The organism is Sphingomonas sp. 37zxx, assembly GCF_000786205.1.
Lineage (GTDB): Bacteria > Pseudomonadota > Alphaproteobacteria > Sphingomonadales > Sphingomonadaceae > Sphingomonas.
The window spans coordinates 20,743-39,625 of sequence record NZ_JROH01000006.1; the positions used below are offsets into that span (position 1 = coordinate 20,743).

Here is an 18,883-nt window from a genome sequence, read left to right on the forward strand (position 1 = left end):
GGAAAACCCTCTCCCCGCAGGGGAGAGGGAATAGTTACTGCAAGATATGCATCCACATCGGCTGGCCGATCAGGCTCGACGAGCCGCGTAGCTTCTCCAGCGCCTGCGCGACGCAGCGTTCGGGGCCTTCATGCGTCACGATCGCCACCAGCACGCTGCCATCGGCCATCGCGCCGCGCTGCATCAGGCTTTCGATCGAAACCCCCGCATCGCGCATCGCCGCCGCAATCTCGGCGAGCACGCCCACCTTGTCGGCCACGGTGAAGCGAAGATAGGCGCGCCCTCGCCGCTCGCCGGTGTCGGCTGCGCCCTGGTCGGCCAGCGATTTCGCCGGCATCGCATAAGGCGGGCCGAACTCGCCGCGCGCAATGTCGATCAGGTCGGCGACCACCGCACTCGCGGTGGGGCCGTCGCCCGCGCCTGCGCCCTGAAAGAACAGTCGCCCGACGAAATTGCCTTCGGCCACCACCGCGTTGGTCGCGCCGGTGACGTGCGCCAGCGGGTGATCGAGCGGCACCAGGTGCGGGTGAACCCGCTGGAACAGCCCGTGGCTGTCCGATTCGGCAATGCCGACCAGCCGCACGCGATAGCCGAGCGAAGCCGCCTCAGCGATGTCGGCGGCGATCACGTGGCGGATGCCCGATACCGCGACATCCTCGAACGCCGGCTGCGTGCCGAAGGCGAGGCTGGCAAGGATCGACAGCTTGTGCGCGGCGTCGACGCCGTCGATGTCGAAGCTGGGATCGCTTTCGGCGAAGCCCTTGGCCTGTGCTTCGGCGAGCACTTCGGCGAAGTCGCGCTGTTCGGCTTCCATCCGTGACAGGATGAAATTGCAGGTGCCGTTGAGGATGCCATAGACGCGCGCGATTTCGTTCGCCGCAGCCCCTTCGCGCAGGCCCTTGATGACCGGGATGCCGCCCGCAACCGCAGCTTCAAACTTCAGCGCCACCCCTGCCGCTTCGGCAGCGTGCGCGAGCTCAAGGCCGTGATAGGCGATCATCGCCTTGTTCGCGGTGACGAAGCTCTTGCCTGCCTTGAGCGTCGAGCGCGCCAGCGCCAGCGCCGGCCCGTCGCTGCCGCCGACCAGTTCGACCACGACATCGGCGGTGGGATGATTGGCGAGCGCGGTCGAATCATCGACCCATTCGAAGCGCGAAATATCGACGCCGCGATCCTTGACCCGATCGCGCGCCGATACCGCGACGATTTCGATCCGGCGACCGGCACGCCGCGCGATCAGGTCGCCATTGGCGTCGATCAGGCGAATAACGCCCCCGCCAACGGTACCAAGGCCTGCGATCGCAACGCGGAGCGGTTCGGTCATCGATAAATCCCCTTTGAAGCGGGGCGCTAGACCAACCGGGGGGAAGACGGCAAGTCCCCCTCCCGCTTGCGGGAGGGGTTAGGGGTGGGGCTGTCGACGAAGGAAGCGCTCGGTAGATACCGCCCTCCCCCGACCCCTCCCGCAAGCGGGAGGGGAGAAGATTTACACCTTGATCAGCCCGATCTCGACCAGCCGCTGGTGGAGATAATCATGCGCGCTGATCGGTTCGGGATACTGATTCGGGCGTGCGTCGCTGATGCAGCCGGGCAGCGTCTGGATCAGGAAATCGGGCGCGGGATGCAGGAAGAACGGCATCGAATAGCGCGAATGACCGCGCCGCTCGGGCGGCGGGTTGACGACGCGGTGGGTGGTCGATGGCAGAACATGATTGGTCAGCCGCTGCAGCATGTCACCGACATTGACCACCATCGCGCCGGCAGGCGGCTTCACCGGCAGCCAGTTGCCGTCGCGATCGAGCAGCTCGAGCCCGGCCTCCTCAGCCCCCAGCAACAGCGTGATCAGGTTGATGTCTTCATGCGCCCCGGCGCGAACGCCCGGTGCATCAGCCGATACCGGGGGATAATGCAGCAGCCGCAGCACCGAATTGCCGTCCGCGACCGCTGGCACGAACCATTCGGGTGTCAGGTCGAGATAGCGCGCGATCGCCGACAGCAGCTTTTCCCCCGCCGCGTCGAACGCGGCGAATAATTCGAGGAAGGTCTCGCGGAAGCCGGCGGGGGCTTCGGGCCAGACATTGGCCCCCATCATCGCGGCAAAGCGATGCCCGGCGGGCAGGTCGCGGCCGATGTGCCAAAACTCTTTCAGATCATTCTCGCTGGCGTCCTTGGCGATCTCGATCCCGAAGGGGGTATAGCCGCGCGCGCCGCCGCCGCCGGGGATATGGCCACGCCGTTTGGCGGCTTCGTCCCGGGCGAATAATTCGCGGGTCGCGGTCCAGCAGCGCTCGATCAGCGCCTCGTCGATGCCGTGGTCGCGGACGATGGCAAAGCCATAGCGTTGGAACGAGCCGCCGAAGCTTTGCGCAAAGGCTTCGGGATCAGTTGCCTGATCGGCGAGCGAGACGACCTGAATGGCGTCCAGCGGGGTATCGAGCATCGGGAACAGCCTAACTGAGCTTGGAAACAGACAAAGTGGACCCGACATAGGCGCTGCCTTGGGGCTGGGCCAGTGGTGCTGACCCGCTTGAATTGTGTTGCAGTGCAACAATGTTTGCCCTTGGTGCATTCTACGCAACCCGATCCCGGGGTGACGGGAGCTTTTTCATCGTCCAAGGGACCAGTATGCACCAGTCGAACCCACCCGTGTCGCTCGACCGCGCACCCATCCCCTTCGGCGAATTCGTGGCGATGGCGGCGGCACTGATGGCGCTGACCGCGCTCGGCATCGATTCGATGCTCCCCGCGCTGCCGGCGATCGGCGATTCGCTGGGCGTCACCAACCCCAATGACCGCCAGTTCGTCATCACCTCGTTCCTGATCGGCTTTGCGGTGGCGCAGCTGGCGCATGGGCCGCTGGCCGATCGCTTCGGACGCCGACCGGTGCTCGGCGTCGCGCTGCTGATCGCGGTCGCCACCAATCTGCTGGCCGCGGTCGCGGGCAATTACGAATTGCTGCTCGCCGCGCGTTTCGCATCGGGCATGGCGGTTGCGGGCGCGCGGGTGGTGACCGTGGCGATGGTGCGCGACTGTTTCGCCGGGCGGGCGATGGCGCGGGTGATGAGCCTGGTGTTCGTGGTGTTCATGGCCGCGCCGGTGCTTGCCCCGGCCTTTGGCCAGATCGTGCTGTTGTTCGCGCCGTGGCGCTGGATCTTCGTCGGTATCGCCACGGTCGCCGCCGTGATCCTGGCCTGGTATTGGCTGCGGATGCCCGAGACGCTGGCGGTGGCCGATCAAAGCCCGCTGAACCCGGCCCAGCTTTGGTCGGGATACCAGATCGTCGGGCGGGACCGCTATGCCGTGGGCTACACCATCGCGGCGGCATTGCTGCAAGGCGGGCTGTTCGGCTTCATCAATTCGATCCAACAGATCATGGCGGACATTTTCGGCCGCCCCGAATTGCTGACGATCGTCTTTGCCGCAGTCGCCGGCACGATGGCGGTCGCCAATTTCATGAATTCGCGCGTGGTGATGCGGTTCGGCACGCGGGTGCTGTCGCATTCGGCGCTGCTGGGGCTGATCGTGATCGCCGCGATCCATCTGGGCGTCGCCTGGGCCGGGCTGGAAAACCTGATCGTGTTCGCGGTGTTGCAGGCGCTGTTGATGGGCTGTTTCGGGCTGGCGGCGTCGAACTTCTCGGCGATGGCGATGGAGAATATGGGCCGGATCGCCGGGCTTGCCTCCAGCTTGCAGGGTTTCGTCTCCACCCTGGTCGGCGCGCTGATCGGTGCGTTCATCGGTCAGGCATTCGATGGCACCACGGTGCCGCTGTACGGCGGCTTCTTCGTGTGCGGTCTGGCGTCGCTGGGCGTGGTGTTTCTGGCCGAGCGCGGGCGGCTGTTCCGCGCGCGCTGAACGCAGCTTGCCGCAATCGCGTGGAACGCGCGCGCCCGCTATCCGTTCGCGCATGATGGACCGGGGCAATCGCGCCCCGCCCGATGAAGAGGTGCAGCATGGGCGGCCGTCAGATTCCAGAGCAAGGCCCGAATGACGACGGGTATGACGAAGAAGGCTATGATGAGAGCCAGCGCGCGGAGATCCTCGAGGTTACCCGCGACGGACCCAGCGACGGCAATCTGCTGACCGACATCGCCCCCGATCTTGGCGACGATGCCGATGACGACGAACTCGCGATGACCGCCGACGAAGTGGGCGAGGAAGACGATGACGCCGAAACCGACGCCGACGATCAGGAAGAAGACGAGCTTCAGGCCGATTTTGACGAGGATGACCTGAGCGAAGACGATGACCTGGCCGATGCCGACAAGGACGCGCTGGAGCCCTGACATCGATGCCCGACGTTGACGGTGATCGGGGAGCTTGCAACACTTGCCCCCCGACCCTCACGGAGGTGGATGATGCGCGCGATCCTGTATCTGCTGCTGGCATTGGTTGCGGCATGTGGCGGGCAGCCGGAGCCCGAAACCGGGGGGGTGGCCAATATCGCCGAAGCGGTGCTGCCCGACATGCCGCCGGAACAGCCGATGCCGGGACCACAGCCCGACGCTGCGATTGCCGGCATTTCGGCCGATCCGCATGAGCATCCGGTGACGCCTGCGCAGACGATGGCCGAGGAACCCGGCCCCGCCGTCGCGGCAGTCGTCGTTCGCCGCTATTTCGATCGGATCGCCGCCGGCAGGGCCGATGCCGCATGGGAGCTATGGGATGAAGACGGCGATGCATCGGGGATGAGCCAGCGCGACTTTACCCAGGGTTTCAAGCAATATGCCGCCTATCGCGCGACCATCGGCACCCCCGGCCCGATGGAAGCCGACGCCGGAGGGCGGCACGTCACGATACCGGTGGAAATCAGCGGGGCCATGCGCGACGGGACGCCGTTCGCGATGGCGGGTTCGGTGACATTGCACCGCACCGGCGTGATCGATGGGGCCACCGCAGCGCAGCGCCAATGGCGGATCAGCAACACCGACATGCAACCGCGCCCCGACCTGCTGCCCACGGGGGCCGAGGCTCCAGCCGCCACGCTGGCGGACGCCAATGCGGTCATCACCGCACGTTACGCCTGCACTGACGGATCGAGCTTCGTCGCCAGCTTCGATCATGTCGCGAGCGCGCTGACGCTGCGCCGGGGTGGACGGACGCTCGGCACGCTTGCCCGGCAACCCACCGGTTCGGGCATTCATTATGCCGGCGGCGGCATCGCATTGCGCGGCAAGGGCGACGCCGCGACAATTACGTTCGCCGATCGCCCACCCCTGGAGTGTACCGCCGGCCCATGACCAATTTCACACGCACGATCGTCGCCATGCCGGGCGACATCGACGAACTGGGGCATGTCAACAATACGGTGTGGGTCCGCTGGATTCAGGACGTTGCGGTCGCGCATTGGGCGGCGGTGGCGTCGCCCGATCATGTCGCCGCCTATATCTGGGTCGTGACCCGCCACGAAATCGACTATCGCGGCAATGTCGCCCCAGGCGAGACGGTGACCGCCGAAACCTGGGTCGCCGAACCGCCGCGCGGCGCGCGGTTCGATCGGCATATGCGCTTTACCGGTGCCGATGGCCGGGTGAAGGTGGAGGCAAAGACCAGCTGGGCGTTGCTGGAACGCGCAACCGGCAGGCTGCTGCGCGTGCCCCCTGAAGTGGCGGCACCGTTTCTGGCGCAGGGGTGATCAGTCGGCCAGCACCAGCCGGTTGCGACCCGAGCGCTTGGCCTCATACAACGCGCCATCGGCTGCGCGCATCGAGGTTTCGCGGTCTTCATCGGCGGTGACGCAGGCGATCCCGGCGCTCACGGTCGCGCGAATGACCGCGCCGCCCTCCTCTTCCACCTCGCTGCGGGCAAACTCCATCCGCAGCCGGTTGCAGACGATTTCAGCCTGTGCCGGGGTGGTATCGGGTAACAGCACCGCAAATTCTTCGCCGCCCATTCGGGCGACCAGGTCATGCGCGCGGGTGACCCGCATCGCGACCTCGGCAAAGCGCTGAAGCATCCGATCGCCGGCGTCATGGCCAAAGCCATCGTTGATCGCCTTGAAATGATCGATGTCGAAAATTGCGACACAGGCCGCCGTTTTGCCCTGAATCGATGCGGCATCGATGATCGAATCGAGCGCATCGTTGAAAATTCGCCGGTTGTTGAGGCCGGTCAGCGGATCGGTCGACGCGGCGAGCATCAATTCGGCCTCAGCCGCCTTGCGCGCTGAAATATCGCGGATCGCGCAGACCGTTTCGACCCCCTGTTGGGTTTCGACGGTGCGAAAGCGCGATTCGAACCATTTCTCGTTCGACCCGTCAGGCGCGGTCCCGCGATATTCGACGATGCGCGTGACGCCGGGGCTGGAGGTCGCCTCCTGATAGGCCGTTTCCACATGCGCGCGGTCTTCGGGGATAATCAGCTCTATCGCATCGGTGCCCGTCAAATACTCGGCCTCATAGCCGGCCCCCAATCCAACGGCAGACGACGAAATATGTCGGATCAAGCCGTCCGAATCGATGCTGATCACCACATCGGTGGTGTTTTCGGAAACCAATCGATAGCGCGTCTCGCTGATCGCCAGCCGATCAAGGATTTCCTTGCGACGGCGCAGATCGGCGGCGGCGGGCAGTACCGTCAGCACGACCACCGCCAGATAGAATTGCAGGAACTGGATGCGGAACGCGGGGGTCGCATCGATCATCGCGATCGGGCCTTCGCCGCGCAACGTCTGAATCGTGGCTATCAGCGCCACCACGCCGATCGAGAGCGCCGCGCCGATCCGCCCCACCCGCACCGTTGCGGTCATCACCGGCAAGATCGGCAAATACAGCAGCGGCGCGGCGTGCTGTGAAAATGCCGTGATAGCCGTGGCGCAAATCACGATGCCCAGAAATCCTGCTTCGATCCGCTCGGCATGATTGGCATCGCGCAGCCATTGGGCGGCATCGCCGCGCAACAGCAGCAGCATGATTGGTGCCAGCGTGATCGTGCCAAGCATATGGCCCGCCGCCCAGTTGAACCAATCCTCCCAATAAGGCGTGTCCGACGCCCAGGCGGCGACCCATGCTCCCGGAAAGGCGCTGATCACCGATACGCCAGTCGCGGCAGCCAGCAAGGTGACGACCTGTTTATGCGATGCGAGCGTGGTTTCGCCATCGGCGTTGGACATTCTAAGGCACAGCCCCAGCAACGCCGACTCGATCGCTCCGATGATACCCATCGGCACCGCCGCCCACGGCCCGATGCCCAAGGTGCCGGTAATAACCGCATTGAGCAACGCAGCCAGCACCATGACCAGGGGCCAGCGGCGAAGTGGCAGGCGGGACAGATACGTCCCCAAAACAGCGGTGGCCAGCCAAAGGCACGCAACACCGCCGCCATAGCGGGTGAAAGCGATCGGCCCAGCGGTAGCGAGCAAGAAGGCCAAGCCGACCCAGACGGCCTCCTTACGGGCAAAGCAACTGGATCTTACGCGCAGCCGTGACATGACTATTGTTTATAGCAGCGAAGTTAAGCCTCGCTGATCTGTCCGCGGCGAATCGCGTAGAATTACGTATTGATCGCGGTCTGCCACGCCGCGACCTCGTCTTCGCGGCGGCGATGCATGGCAACCGGCCCGGCCAGCGCACGGTCAACATCGATCGATACCGTAGCATCATACTCAAAAGTCGCGTTGCCGGCGATGGCAATACGCGCTTCTTGCGAAGCACTTGCATGCACCAGCCCGCCGCGATTGCGAACAGTCAGCCGCTGGTCGAACGGCACCCGCCCGGTCAGGCAGGCGGCATAGACCGACGCACCCATTGCGCTGCCGCAACTGTCGGTAAGGCCGACGCCGCGTTCATAGGTGCGGACGAACAGCGCGCCGTCATCGATCGTGACGAAGCTGACGTTGGCGCGGCCGGGGATCAGTGCCGGCACGGCTTCGCACCAATCGCCCAGCGCCACCAATTCGGCTTCGTCGATCGCATCGACAAAGCTCACCAGATGCGGGTTGGGCATCGCGACCGCGGTAAAGCGGCGATCACTGGGCAGGCCGGGGATCGGCGCGTCGATCAGTTCGGGCACGTCGATCCGCAACCCGACATCGGCGGTGCGGATCGATACCGGCCCCACCAGTGTGCGGACCGTGCTCACGCCGGGCGCGATCGGGTCGGCGATCGCTGCGTCGGCGATGCTGGTGGGCAGCGACACCTGCGCCGCTGCCAGCCCGGTAACCTCGAACCCAAGCCGCGCGACGCAGCGAAGCCCGTTGAGACAGGTTTCGGATTCGCTGCCATCGGGGTTCCACATCCGCTGGCCGAACGCCGCCCCGCCGGTGCCCTCGACCAGCACCAGCAACCCGTCGCCGCCGACCGGCCCTGAACGGTCGGCAAGCGCGATGGCGATATTCGCCCATGCCGAATCGTCGAGCGCGAGTGCGCGACCGTCGATCAGCGGGAAGTCGTTGCCCGAACCCTGGCATTTGATGAAATCGATCTGCATGCGCGGCACATAGGACGGGGCGCGCGGATTGGCGAGATTTGTCGGCACGCCGGCACGCGGCTATCACCGAGCCGATATGCCGCCGCACCCGCGCCGGCGGGGGCAGCGGCCGCGTGATGAACGGCATCTTTCTGATTGCGGTACTGATTCTGGGCGGACTGCTGTTCGACGCCCGGCGGCGCATCGGCGTGCTCGAACGCGCGTTGCAAACCGACGCACCGATCGCGGCAAGCGTCGAGCCGGTACGCTGGGCCACGCCCACCGCGCCGAAATGGCGCAGGCCGACGATCACGGCACCGCGGATCGCGATTCCCGATGTCGAAACGCTGATCGGCGGCAAATTGCCGGTGTGGATCGGCGGGATCGCGCTGGTGCTGGCAGGGTTTTTCCTGGTGCGCGCCGCGATCGACACCGGGCTGCTCGGCCCCGGCGTTCGCGCCGCGATGGCGGCGGTGTTTGCCGCGCTGTTGCTGGTGGCAAGCGAAGTGGCGCGGCGGCTGCCCGCGACGCGCGACGATCAGCGGATCGCGCAGGTGCTGAGCGGCGCCGGGATCGCCAGCGCCTATGGCACCTTATATCTGGCGGCGGCATCCTATCATCTGATCGCGCCGCTGCCCGCCTTTGCGATCATGGTGGCGATCACCGGCATCGGGCTGGCGCTGGCGATCCGCCACGGGCCGCCGACCGCGATCATGGCGCTGGCGGGCGGGTTCGCTGCGCCGCTGGTCGCAGGGTATGACGCGGCGGGGCTTGGCGCCTTGCTGGTCTATCTGGGGCTGTTCGTCGGCGCATTGTTTGGTTTGGGCATCCATCGCGGCTGGACCTGGCTCACCGTCGCGGCGGCGGTAGCGGGGTTTGGCTGGGCCAATTTCCTGGGCGTGGTGCTGGGCGACGGCGAGGTCGTCAGCGTCATCCTGTTCGTGGTGGCCCTCGCGATTGCCGCTACGCTGGCGTTGCCGGTGGCCACCGCCACCTGGCTTCGCGTCGCGCCGTTGGCGGCGGGGCTGCTGCAATTGCTGGTGTTCGCGCCCAAGCTCGATTTCGGGCCGTTCGCCTGGAGCTGTCATTTGGTGCTGGTCGGTGCCGCGCTGATCTTGGCGTGGCGCGATTCGCGGCTATTGCCGGCACCAGTAGTAGCGGCGGGGCTGACGTTGTTCCTGCTGGGCATCGAGGCTGACCGGGCCGCTGGGCTGGCCGCGATCGTCGCCACGGCGCTGTTGGCGGGTGCCGGGCTTGCCAAGTCGCGCACCCACACCGCCTGGGCGCTCACCGCGCTGCTGGGGCTGATCGGCCCGGTGCTGATGCTCCACGCGGCAAACCCCGCGCTGTTGCCCGCTGCCGGGTGGGCGATCGCCGAGCTGGTCGCCGCCGCCGGTGCCGGCTGGTTGAGCTGGCACCACCGCGACCGCACCGATCACCGCGACATCGGGCTGGTCGGCGGAGCGCTGGGCGCGGCGCTGGCCACAGTCGTCGCGCTGGCCACGCTGATCGGCGGCGAGGCGCTGGCGGCTTTGCTCGCCGCCGCGATGGCGGGGCTGTATTTCTGGGCGCGGCGCACCGGCGCGCGCACGCTGGCGGTCACCCCTGCCCTGCCCTTTGCCATCGCAATCCTGGCTGCCCTTGGCCCCATCGGCGAGTTGCTGATCGCCGCCACCAGCAGCATCAGCGCCGATCCCCTGCCCTATCGCTGGCTGCCCGCGATCGGCGTGATGCTCCGCGATCTTGCGCCGCCGATGCTGGCCGCCGCCGCGCTGCTGGTCGATCCCGCCGCATTTGCCCGCGCTCGGCGGCCAGTGGCGGGGCTGGCGGCAGCAGGGATCGTCGCGATCCTCTACGTGCTCGCCAAGCAGCCGCTGGCGATCGCGCAGGAGATGACGTTCGCATCCTTCGGCTTTGTCGAGCGCGCCTGCATCACGCAGGCGATGCTGGTCGCCGGCTGGCTGATCGCGCGCAGCCGCCGGGTACCGCGCCTGGCCGATGCGTTGCTGTTGCTCGCGCTGTTTCGGATCGCGTGGTTCGACCTGATCCTGTTGAACCCGGTCGCGGTCCCCCAGGCGGTCGGCGCGGTTCCACTGCTCAACGCCGCCACGCTGCACGCAGCGTTCGGCGCGGCATTGCTATGGTACTGGCCCGCGCCGCGCCCGGCGATCCGTATCGCCGCGCTGGCGATGACCTTGGCCGCCGCATTGGTGGCAGTACGGCAGATCGCGCATGGCAGCCTGCTCCCCGGCCCGGTCGGCACGCCCGAAAACTGGGGCTATTCGGCCGCCATGCTGCTGGTGTCGATCGTCTGGCTGTGGCGCGGAATTGTCGGCGGTGCGCGTGACCTGCGCTTTGCCGGCCTGGGGCTGGTGCTGATCGTATCGCTGAAAGTATTCACGATTGACATCGCACTCGAAGGGCTGCTTCGCGTCGTGTCGTTCCTGGGCATCGGCGTTACGCTGATCGCGATCGGCTGGATCTACACCCGCTTCCTCGCTCGGGGTGCGCCGGTCGCGCCAACCGATAATGAACTGCCAGCCGATCCAGCGCCAGCGTGAGCACCAGCCGCCCGGCGCGCGCGGGCCAGCCCAGCGCCTTTTCGGCATCGGGCAGGCGCTCATCGGCGCAGATCACCCGCCACAATATGTCGCTCAACCCCGGCCCCGCCGCCGCCACCGCCGCCTCGAACCGGCGCTTGGCGGCGATCTGCGCCAATGTCGGGTCGATCGCTTGCGGTGCCGCGCGCCGGCCACTGCCCGTGGGTGACTCGCCCCATCGCATGGTGACCCGCGGCCCCAGCGACGCGGTTTCGTAATCGCCGCGCAGCCGCTCACCCGCCGCATAGTGCCGCTCGTCGATCAGCCCGCGCGCGCGCAGCCACGACAAGGGCGATTCGGCGATGTTGACCTGTACCGATCGCCGCCCCGCCCGCGCCTTGCCATTGGTCGGCATGCCGTCTTCAAATCCCCGTTCGACCAGTTCGCGCATAATCCCTCCACTATCGATGCGGCGGAGGCTTGCCATAACTGCATGGTTGTAGGACACAGAAGAAACCCATACGGTTCGCCACACGGAGCAATGCCATGATCACCGCGATCCGCGAGGTCCGCCGCGCCAAGCAGATGACGCTCGACGACGTCGCCCGCCGCTGCCAGCCGCCGACCACCGCGCAAACGATCGGGCGGCTCGAAACCGGCACCCGCACGGTATCGGTGACCTGGCTAAACCGGATCGCCACCGCGCTGGGCGTAGAGGCATCGGACCTGGTGACCCTGCCCGATCGCCCCGACATCGCGGTTGCCGCGCTGCTCGACGCGGGCGGCGCTCATGCCCCCGGCCGGCCCGCAACGGTGGTGCCGCCGCGCGCGGAGCCCGATCTGGTTGCGGTCACCGTTGCCGCGAGCATCGGCGACTATCGCGCGGGCGATGTGGTGTGGTGCCGTCGCCTCGCCCCCGAAGCATTTGTGCGCGGGGTCAATCGCGACGTGCTGGTCCCGCGCCCGGCGGGTCGGTTCGTGTTCGGACGGCTGATCGACCGCGACGGCGGCAGGCTGCACCTGCTGCCGCTGGGCGCGAACAGCCGTCAGCAGGTGGTCACCGATCCGCCCTGGATGGCGATGGCGGTGCAATTGGTGCGGACGCTATAGGCTCAGCCGCGAAACATCCCGCCCAGCACGCCGCGCAGTATCTTCGCGCCGATGCCGCCCGCGCCGCGCTTCGATCCGAACACCGCCTTGGTGACTTCGTTGGCGACGGTGCGGCCGACACTCGACGAAGCCGAGCGCGTTGCCGAGGTGACGGCACGGTTCCAGGGCGAAGCCGCTTCGGCGCGCGCCTGTTCGCGCGCGGTGCGGTCGGCCTCGCGCTGCGCGGCGATCCGGTCGCGTTCGGCTTGCTTGGCGGCGCGTGCCTGTTCCTTGGCGGCGTGCGCGTCGGCCCGGGCCTGCGCCGCATCGGCCTGTGCTTCGGCGGCGGCGGCCTGCGCCTCGGCGCGTTTGGCGGTGAGCAACTCATGCGCCGATTCGCGGTCGATCGGGGTGTCGTAACGGTCGCCGATCGCATCGGTCGCGATCAGCACCCCGCGCTCGACCGGGGTCACCGGCCCCACCCGCGAGCGCGGCGGACGCACCAATGTGCGCTCGACCGGCGCGGGGGCACCATCGGGCTGCAACATCGACACCAGCGCCTCGCCGACCTTCAATTCGGTGATCGCGGTTTCGACATCGACCGCGGGATTGCTGCGGAAGGTTTCGGCGGCGGCGCGCACGCCGCGCTGGTCGCGCGGGGTGAAGGCGCGCAGCGCATGCTGCACCCGGTTGCCGAGCTGCCCGGCGACCCCCTCGGGAATGTCGATCGGGTTTTGCGTGACGAAATAGACGCCGACGCCCTTCGACCGGATCAGCCGCACGACCTGTTCAACCTTGTCGAGCAAGGCGGCGGGAGCTTCGTCGAACAGCAAATGCGCCTCGTCGAAGAAGAAGACGAGCTTGGGCCGGTCGGGATCGCCGACTTCGGGCAATGTTTCGAACAGTTCGGACAGCAGCCACAGCAGAAAGGTGGCGTAGAGGCGCGGCGAGGCCATCAGCTTGTCGGCGGCGAGGATATTGACGATCCCACGCCCGCGATCGTCGACCCCCATGAAATCGGCGATGTCGAGCGCCGGCTCGCCGAAGAACTGCTCAGCCCCCTGCCCGCGCAATTGCAGCAACTGGCGCTGGATCGCCCCCACGCTCGCCTTGCTGACATTGCCATAGGTGACTGAAATGTCGGCGGCGCGATCGGCGATGTCGGCCAGCATCGCCTGGAGATCGTCGAGGTCGAGCAGCAACAGCCCTTCCTCATCGGCCAGGTGGAAGGCGATGGCGAGCACCCCCTCCTGCGTTTCGTTCAGCCCCATCAGCCGCGCAAGCAGCAGCGGCCCCATTTCGGAGATGGTCGTGCGGACGGGATGTCCCTGCTGCCCGAACAAATCCCAGAATTGCACCGGGGTTTCGGCATAGGCCCAGTCGGTATCACCGATTTCGGTAGCGCGTGCGGCGAAGATCGCATGCGTCTTGGCGTTGGGCGATCCCGCCATTGCGAGCCCCGCCAGGTCGCCCTTCACGTCGGAGACGAACACCGGCACCCCAGCGGCGGAGAAGCCCTCGGCAAGGCCCTGCAGCGTCACGGTCTTGCCGGTGCCGGTGGCGCCCGCGATCAGCCCGTGGCGATTGGCGCGCTTGAGGACCAGCGATTGCCGCTGCCCGCCGCCCGAACCGATGAATAGTTCCGCCATCCGCCTGCTCCCCGTTACCGGGGAACAGGCATAGGCGAGTGTGCAGCCCGCGTCAGCAGGCCGCAGGTCAGTCTAGGTTGATCGCGATGTACGTGCCAACGGGCTGGCGCGGGACCATCACATAGAGCAGCACCGACGGGCGACCCGCCTTGCGCGCGGCGGCGATCTGCGCGGCGAATTCCGCGGCGGTCGTCACCGGCTGGCGATTGACCGAAACGATCACCACTCCGCGGCGAAGCCCCTTGGTCGCGGCATCGCTATTGGGATCGGTCGCCGCCACGACGACACCGCGAGTCGCGGCCTCGAAGCCCAACGTCCGCGCAATCACCGGGGTCAGCGGCTGCACGGTGACGCCAGCAGGCGCATTTTCCTGCGGCTTCACCATCGCGTCGGGGTCAGTCTGCCCCTCTTCATCCATCTGGAAACCGGCAAGCTCTTCATCGCTAGGGCGAGTGCCGACGGTGACCTGAAGCGTTTGACGACGGCCATCGCGCAGCACTTCGACCGGGATTCGCGTGCCCGGCGGCGTGTTCGAGACGATGAAGCTCAGGTTATTCTGCGGCGTCACGTCCTGATTGTTGACTCGCATCACCACATCGCCCTGCCGGATACCGGCAGCCGCAGCGGGCTTGCCGGGTTCGACCGACCGGATCAATTCGCCCTGGTTGCGCTCGACACCAAGCGCGGTGGCCAGATCCTCGTCGATTGGCTGGAGGCCGACGCCCAGATAGCCGCGCTGCGGCGTCTGGCCCTTCATCAAGGTTTCGACGATCGGCTTTGCCTGTTCGGCGGGGATGGCCAGGCCAATGCCGACATTGCCGCCGGTGGGCGACAATATCTGCGAATTGATGCCGATGACATTGCCCTGCATGTCGAACATCGGGCCACCCGAATTGCCGCGATTGATCGAGGCATCGGTCTGGATGAAGCGATCGAACGCCGCCTGCTGGCCAGGATTACCTGTCACGCGGTTGACCGCGGAGATGATCCCCGCAGTGACCGATCCGCCCAGCCCGAAGGGATTGCCGATCGCGACGACCCAGTCGCCGACCCGTGCCTGCCGCGAATCGCCGAAGCGCACGAAGGGCAGGTTGCGCCCTTCGATCTTGAGCACCGCAAGGTCCGACGCGGCATCGCGGCCGACGACGCGAGCCACATATTCCTTTTGATCGGCCAAGGTCACCGTCACCGATTCGACGGTGGCGTTGGGTGCGCCGGCGGCGATCACGTGGTTGTTGGTGACGACATAGCCGTCCGCCGAAATCAGGAAGCCTGACCCGAGCGACGATCCCTCACGCGGACGCCCACCGCCGCCTTGCTGATTGTTGAAGAACTGCTCGAATGGCGTGCCCGCGAACGGATTGGGGGCATTGGCGGCGGCGATCCGCTGCTTGGTCGAGATATTGACCACCGCCGGCTGAAGCTTTGCGACCATGTCGGCAAAACTCATCGGCGCGCCGATGCGCGGGGCGGCATCAGCGTTGATCGCGCCGGGTTCATTCTGCGCGGTCTGCGCCGCCATGATGCTCGGCTGGCTCGCCAGAGTAACTGCGGTACCGCCCAGCAACAGGGCGGAAGTAATGGCGTAGGCGTAACGCACTCGTCGTTTCCTCTCAATATCCGGTGTGGCGCACAGATGCTACACCGATGCTGAACTGCGATTGAATGTGAACGAACCGCCAGCGACGGTCGCTCGTTCCCTTATCGTCGTCCCTACCCTGTTTTCTTACCCGAGCTTATCGCCCCTTGAACTCGCGCAGATAATCATTCGTTTGTGGCGACATGATGATCGACGTACCGCCGCGCTTCTCGTCGCCATCGGCGCCGAAGCTGTAGCGATAAGACTGCATCGCACGATAGAAATCGTAGAATTGCGCGTCCTTGTTGAAGCTTTCGGCATAGACGCGCGCTGCCTGGGCATCGGCATCGGCGCGGATGATCTGCGCCTGGCGCATGCCCTGCGCCTCGATCGTCAACGCTTCCTGGCGGCGCGCGGTGCCCATCCGGCGAAGTGCCGAATCGAGCGGCGTGCCGGTGGGCAGGTCGGCCTGGCGAATACGGACATCGACGATCTCGACGCCATATTGACGCGCGACGCGATCGAGGCCGATCTGGATATTGTCCATCACCTGCCCGCGCTCGGGGCTGAGCAAGGCGGCGAACTCGCGCTTGCCAAGCTCGTTGCGAAGCGCCGAGCCGAGGATCGGCCGAAGCTGATCGGCCACGCGCGCTTCGGAACCGGCGGTTACCACCATTTGCAGCGGATTGACGACGCGGAAACGCGCAAAGGCATCGACCTGCAACCGAAGCTGGTCGGTCGAAAGCACCGGCTGGTTATCCAGCTCGATGTCGAGCACCCGCTTGTCGACCCATACCACGCGATCGACGAACGGGAGCTTGGCGATCATGCCCGCCCCGGTGTTGCCGAATGCCTGGTTTGGACGCCAGGCGTTGACGGTGCCGATCGGCTGCTGGAACCGCAGGATCACCGCCTGCCGGGTTTCGGGAACGATCACCAACGTGTTGGCGAGCAGCACCACCAGCGCCAGCAACAGGATGCCGATCGCCATCGGATTGCGGAAAAGGCTGGCGTTCACGGCTGATTTCCCTGGGTTGCTGCGGCAGGCGCATCGGGGGTCTGCGGCGCGACTTGTGCTGGCGGCGAGCGGCGACCGGCAGCATCGGGCAGCGGCAGATACGGGGTGACGCCCGGCGCTTCGACGATCGTCTTGTTCGAATTGGCCAGCACCGCCTCCATCGTCTCGTAATACAGACGGCGGCGGGTCACTTCGGGAGCCTGGCGATATTGCTCGTAAATCTTGTCGAAGCTGGCGGCTTCACCCTGCGCGCGCGCCAGTATCTGCTGGGCATAGGCGCGTGCTTGGTTGATGTCGGCCTGCGCCTTTTGCTGCGCGGCGCTCACCGCCTTGAAATCCTCGTCGACCGCTTGCGGGGCGACCGCCTGCTTGATCGCAACACCCTGTACCCGCACACCCGAACCATATTGATCGAGAATATTCTGCATGCGGATCGCCACATCGCCCTCGACGGCAGTACGGCCAGCGCCGATCGCCTGGTCGAGCGTCGTGCCCGCCACCGCTTCGCGCATCGCGCTTTCGGCAACCGCGCGAACGGTGTCGCGTGGATTGGCGAACTCAAACACGAAATCTTCGGCGTTCTTGATGTCCCAGCGGACCGAATAGGCAAGATCGATGATGTTCTGGTCGCCGGTCAGCACCAGGTTTTCGGTGCTGCCCTGCGGGAAATCGTCGGTGCGGATTTCCTGCACATCGACCACGTCGACCTTCGCGATCGGCGCGGGCAAGGTGAAGTTGATTCCCGGTGACAGGGTCGTCGAATATTTGCCGAACAGCGACACCACGCCGCGCTCCTGCGGGCCGATGGGGTGAACAGACGTAAACGCGATCCACAGCAGGGCGAGCAGCCCGAGCCCCAGGAACCAGATCGATCGGCCGCCGGGCATCTGGAAATTGCCGCCGCCGAAGCCGCCGCCGCCGCCGCCACGCTTGGCGCGTTTCAGGAATTCGTCGAGCGAGGTCGCGGTGCCGGGCTTGGCCCGCCGTCCTTCCGGGGGGAATGCCCAGGGGTTGCGCGGGCCGCCGCTATCGCCGCCGCCCGATCCATTACCACCCGCTCCACCGCCGCCCCAAGGGCCTTTCGGATTGTCGCTACGAAGCACGCCAGCGCGTGCGATCCACCCGTTTAGGTTCCACATGTCCTTCTTTATAAGGCCGCGCGCGGCGAATTACAGTGCCGTGTTCCCTTTGCAGGTATAGATCGCGTCCATGACCCTACAGGCAGCTATTGAAGCAATCCTCGCCCCGCTCGCCGCCGGGCGCGCCACTGTCCGCACCGATGGCGCGCGCGCCAGCGTGATTCTCGACGTCAGCGGCTTGGCCGAAACCACCCGCGATGCGCTGGCGGCAGAGGTAGAGGCAGCGACCGCGTCGGTTCCGGGCGTCGAATCGGTACGCATCGGGCAGACCAGCCAGCGCACCCGCCGCCGGCTGATCGCGGTGGCCAGCGGCAAGGGCGGGGTCGGCAAATCGACCGTGTCGGCCAATCTGGCGATCGCACTGGCGGCGCGGGGGCGCACGGTGGGGATGATCGACGCCGATATTTATGGCCCGTCGCAACCGACCTTGCTCGGCGTCGTCGGAACCAAGCCCGAGGCGCGCGACAAGAAACTGGTGCCGGTGCCCACCGCTTATGGCGTGCCGGTGCTGTCGGTCGGCCAGTTGGTCGGCCCCGAAAAAGCGCTCGCCTGGCGCGGCCCGATGGCGACCAACGCGCTCACCCAGTTGGTCGATGGCGCGTGGCAGGCCGATATTCTGGTGGTCGACATGCCGCCGGGCACCGGCGACGTTCAGTTGACGATGATCCAGAAGCATAAGCCCGAAGGGGTGGTGATCGTATCGACCCCGCAGGATCTGGCGCTGATCGACGCACGGCGCGCGATCGACCTGTTCGGCCAGACCGGGGTGCCGGTGATCGGCATCGTCGAGAATATGGCGGGCTATGCCTGCCCGCATTGCGGCGAAGTGTCCGACCCGTTCGGATCGGGCGGCGCGGAGGCGGCGGCGGCGGCGCTCGGCGTTCCCTTCCTGGGGCGCATCCCGCTGGCGATCGCGATTCGCACCGCATCGGACGCAGGGGTGCCGCCGGCGGCTGGGAACGGGGCCGAAGCAGCGGCGTTCCATGATCTTGCCGCGCGAATCGATGCGTGGCTCGACCGAAAGGGCTGACCCGATGCCGCTGGACCGCGACGAGGACATCAAGGCGCTGCTAGAAGGCGCGCGGACCATCGCGCTGGTCGGCGCGTCCGACCGCCCCGATCGGGCGTCGAATCAGGTGATGGCGGCGCTGCAAGGTCATGGCTATCGCGTGATCCCGGTCAATCCGCAGATCACCGGCGAGCATATCCACGGCGAATTCGTGTTCCGCGAGCTTAGCCAATTGGGCGACCCGATCGACATCGTCGACATTTTCCGCCGATCGGCCGATGCCGGCGCGGCGGTCGATCAGGCGATCGCGATCGGCGCGAAGGCGGTGTGGATGCAGCTTGGCGTGGTCGATGACGCCGCCGCCGCGCGGGCGGAGGCGGCGGGGCTGCAAGTGGTGATGGACCGCTGCCCCAAGATCGAAATTGCCCGGTTGGGGGTGGCGCCGGTCGCCTGA

At 66.6% G+C, this 18,883-nt stretch carries 17 protein-coding genes; 8 read left to right on the forward strand and 9 right to left on the reverse strand.

Annotation, left to right across the window (positions count from 1 at the left end; all coding sequences use genetic code 11):
- Window positions 1-34 precede the first annotated feature (34 nt).
- Window positions 35-1,324, reverse strand: coding sequence for a homoserine dehydrogenase (locus tag QU44_RS03925; protein ID WP_033920237.1), 1,290 nt, complete (start codon window positions 1,322-1,324; stop codon window positions 35-37).
- A 162-nt stretch (window positions 1,325-1,486) separates the two neighbouring features.
- Window positions 1,487-2,440, reverse strand: coding sequence for an isopenicillin N synthase family dioxygenase (locus QU44_RS03930; protein ID WP_033920238.1), 954 nt, complete (start codon window positions 2,438-2,440; stop codon window positions 1,487-1,489).
- Window positions 2,441-2,625: 185 nt separating this feature from the next.
- Here QU44_RS03930 and QU44_RS03935 point away from each other — a divergent pair, with 185 nt between their 5' ends.
- From QU44_RS03935 to QU44_RS03950, 4 genes are all read left to right on the forward strand, one after another.
- Window positions 2,626-3,855: a multidrug effflux MFS transporter gene (locus tag QU44_RS03935; protein WP_052134310.1), complete on the forward strand. Its 1,230-nt coding sequence runs from the start codon at window positions 2,626-2,628 to the stop codon at window positions 3,853-3,855.
- A 98-nt stretch (window positions 3,856-3,953) separates the two neighbouring features.
- Window positions 3,954-4,286 carry a hypothetical protein gene (locus tag QU44_RS03940; protein ID WP_033920242.1) on the forward strand — a complete coding sequence of 111 codons (333 nt, stop codon included), beginning with the start codon at window positions 3,954-3,956 and terminating at the stop codon, window positions 4,284-4,286.
- Window positions 4,287-4,358: 72 nt separating this feature from the next.
- The gene (locus QU44_RS17370; RefSeq protein ID WP_197054235.1) at window positions 4,359-5,240 is read left to right on the forward strand and encodes an MliC family protein; all 882 of its coding nucleotides are present in this window, start codon (window positions 4,359-4,361) and stop codon (window positions 5,238-5,240) included.
- Window positions 5,237-5,635: an acyl-CoA thioesterase gene (locus tag QU44_RS03950; protein WP_033920244.1), complete on the forward strand. Its 399-nt coding sequence runs from the start codon at window positions 5,237-5,239 to the stop codon at window positions 5,633-5,635. Before QU44_RS17370 ends, QU44_RS03950 begins: the two co-directional genes overlap by 4 nt.
- Here QU44_RS03950 and QU44_RS17375 read toward each other — a convergent pair whose 3' ends face one another.
- Together QU44_RS17375 and dapF are read right to left on the reverse strand one after the other, a co-directional pair.
- Window positions 5,636-7,429 carry a sensor domain-containing diguanylate cyclase gene (locus QU44_RS17375; protein ID WP_081987855.1) on the reverse strand — a complete coding sequence of 598 codons (1,794 nt, stop codon included), beginning with the start codon at window positions 7,427-7,429 and terminating at the stop codon, window positions 5,636-5,638. It lies immediately after the preceding gene.
- Window positions 7,430-7,491: 62 nt separating this feature from the next.
- On the reverse strand, window positions 7,492-8,427 hold the full coding sequence (gene dapF / locus QU44_RS03960) for a diaminopimelate epimerase (protein WP_033920328.1): 936 nt from the start codon (window positions 8,425-8,427) through the stop codon (window positions 7,492-7,494).
- 116 nt (window positions 8,428-8,543) lie between these two features.
- Between dapF and QU44_RS03965 the strand changes: the two genes are divergently transcribed.
- A complete protein-coding gene (locus QU44_RS03965; RefSeq protein WP_156140921.1) occupies window positions 8,544-10,967 on the forward strand; it encodes a DUF2339 domain-containing protein in 2,424 nt (807 codons plus the stop codon).
- Here the strand turns inward: QU44_RS03965 and QU44_RS17695 are convergent.
- Entirely contained in the window at window positions 10,864-11,397 is a 534-nt protein-coding gene (locus QU44_RS17695) for a DUF6456 domain-containing protein (protein WP_443018070.1), read from the reverse strand. The genes QU44_RS03965 and QU44_RS17695 overlap by 104 nt on opposite strands.
- A 95-nt stretch (window positions 11,398-11,492) precedes the next feature.
- On the opposite strand from QU44_RS17695, the gene QU44_RS03975 reads away from it, so the two are divergent.
- Window positions 11,493-12,056, forward strand: coding sequence for a helix-turn-helix domain-containing protein (locus QU44_RS03975; RefSeq protein ID WP_033920248.1), 564 nt, complete (start codon window positions 11,493-11,495; stop codon window positions 12,054-12,056).
- A gap of 2 nt (window positions 12,057-12,058) precedes the next feature.
- Here the strand turns inward: QU44_RS03975 and QU44_RS03980 are convergent, their stop codons facing one another.
- From QU44_RS03980 to hflK, 4 genes are all read right to left on the reverse strand, one after another.
- Window positions 12,059-13,684 (reverse strand): helicase HerA-like domain-containing protein, encoded by a 1,626-nt coding sequence (locus QU44_RS03980; RefSeq protein WP_033920250.1) that lies wholly within the window; start codon window positions 13,682-13,684, stop codon window positions 12,059-12,061.
- Window positions 13,685-13,751: 67 nt separating this feature from the next.
- Window positions 13,752-15,284, reverse strand: a complete 1,533-nt coding sequence (locus QU44_RS03985; protein ID WP_033920251.1) for a Do family serine endopeptidase — start codon at window positions 15,282-15,284, stop codon at window positions 13,752-13,754.
- Window positions 15,285-15,420: 136 nt separating this feature from the next.
- Window positions 15,421-16,254, reverse strand: coding sequence for a protease modulator HflC (hflC, locus tag QU44_RS03990; protein WP_081987856.1), 834 nt, complete (start codon window positions 16,252-16,254; stop codon window positions 15,421-15,423).
- Window positions 16,255-16,277: 23 nt separating this feature from the next.
- A complete protein-coding gene (gene hflK, locus QU44_RS03995) occupies window positions 16,278-17,420 on the reverse strand; it encodes a protease modulator HflK (protein ID WP_033920254.1) in 1,143 nt (380 codons plus the stop codon).
- A gap of 70 nt (window positions 17,421-17,490) precedes the next feature.
- Here hflK and QU44_RS04000 point away from each other — a divergent pair, with 70 nt between their 5' ends.
- Window positions 17,491-18,450 (forward strand): Mrp/NBP35 family ATP-binding protein, encoded by a 960-nt coding sequence (locus QU44_RS04000; RefSeq protein ID WP_033920256.1) that lies wholly within the window; start codon window positions 17,491-17,493, stop codon window positions 18,448-18,450.
- Window positions 18,451-18,454: 4 nt separating this feature from the next.
- A complete protein-coding gene (locus QU44_RS04005; protein ID WP_033920257.1) occupies window positions 18,455-18,883 on the forward strand; it encodes a CoA-binding protein in 429 nt (142 codons plus the stop codon).

Bases quoted from the DNA above. Each gene is read 5' to 3' on its own strand.
- QU44_RS03925 (WP_033920237.1), bottom strand. From the start codon at position 1,324: ATGACCGAACCGCTCCGCGTTGCGATCGCAGGCCTTGGTACCGTTGGC.
- QU44_RS03930 (WP_033920238.1), bottom strand. From the start codon at position 2,440: ATGCTCGATACCCCGCTGGACGCCATTCAGGTCGTCTCGCTCGCCGAT.
- QU44_RS03935 (WP_052134310.1), top strand. From the start codon at position 2,626: ATGCACCAGTCGAACCCACCCGTGTCGCTCGACCGCGCACCCATCCCC.
- QU44_RS03940 (WP_033920242.1), top strand. From the start codon at position 3,954: ATGGGCGGCCGTCAGATTCCAGAGCAAGGCCCGAATGACGACGGGTAT.
- QU44_RS17370 (WP_197054235.1), top strand. From the start codon at position 4,359: ATGCGCGCGATCCTGTATCTGCTGCTGGCATTGGTTGCGGCATGTGGC.
- QU44_RS03950 (WP_033920244.1), top strand. From the start codon at position 5,237: ATGACCAATTTCACACGCACGATCGTCGCCATGCCGGGCGACATCGAC.
- QU44_RS17375 (WP_081987855.1), bottom strand. From the start codon at position 7,429: ATGTCACGGCTGCGCGTAAGATCCAGTTGCTTTGCCCGTAAGGAGGCC.
- dapF (WP_033920328.1), bottom strand. From the start codon at position 8,427: ATGCAGATCGATTTCATCAAATGCCAGGGTTCGGGCAACGACTTCCCG.
- QU44_RS03965 (WP_156140921.1), top strand. From the start codon at position 8,544: ATGAACGGCATCTTTCTGATTGCGGTACTGATTCTGGGCGGACTGCTG.
- QU44_RS17695 (WP_443018070.1), bottom strand. From the start codon at position 11,397: ATGCGCGAACTGGTCGAACGGGGATTTGAAGACGGCATGCCGACCAAT.
- QU44_RS03975 (WP_033920248.1), top strand. From the start codon at position 11,493: ATGATCACCGCGATCCGCGAGGTCCGCCGCGCCAAGCAGATGACGCTC.
- QU44_RS03980 (WP_033920250.1), bottom strand. From the start codon at position 13,684: ATGGCGGAACTATTCATCGGTTCGGGCGGCGGGCAGCGGCAATCGCTG.
- hflC (WP_081987856.1), bottom strand. From the start codon at position 16,254: ATGGCGATCGGCATCCTGTTGCTGGCGCTGGTGGTGCTGCTCGCCAAC.
- hflK (WP_033920254.1), bottom strand. From the start codon at position 17,420: ATGTGGAACCTAAACGGGTGGATCGCACGCGCTGGCGTGCTTCGTAGC.
- QU44_RS04000 (WP_033920256.1), top strand. From the start codon at position 17,491: ATGACCCTACAGGCAGCTATTGAAGCAATCCTCGCCCCGCTCGCCGCC.
- QU44_RS04005 (WP_033920257.1), top strand. From the start codon at position 18,455: ATGCCGCTGGACCGCGACGAGGACATCAAGGCGCTGCTAGAAGGCGCG.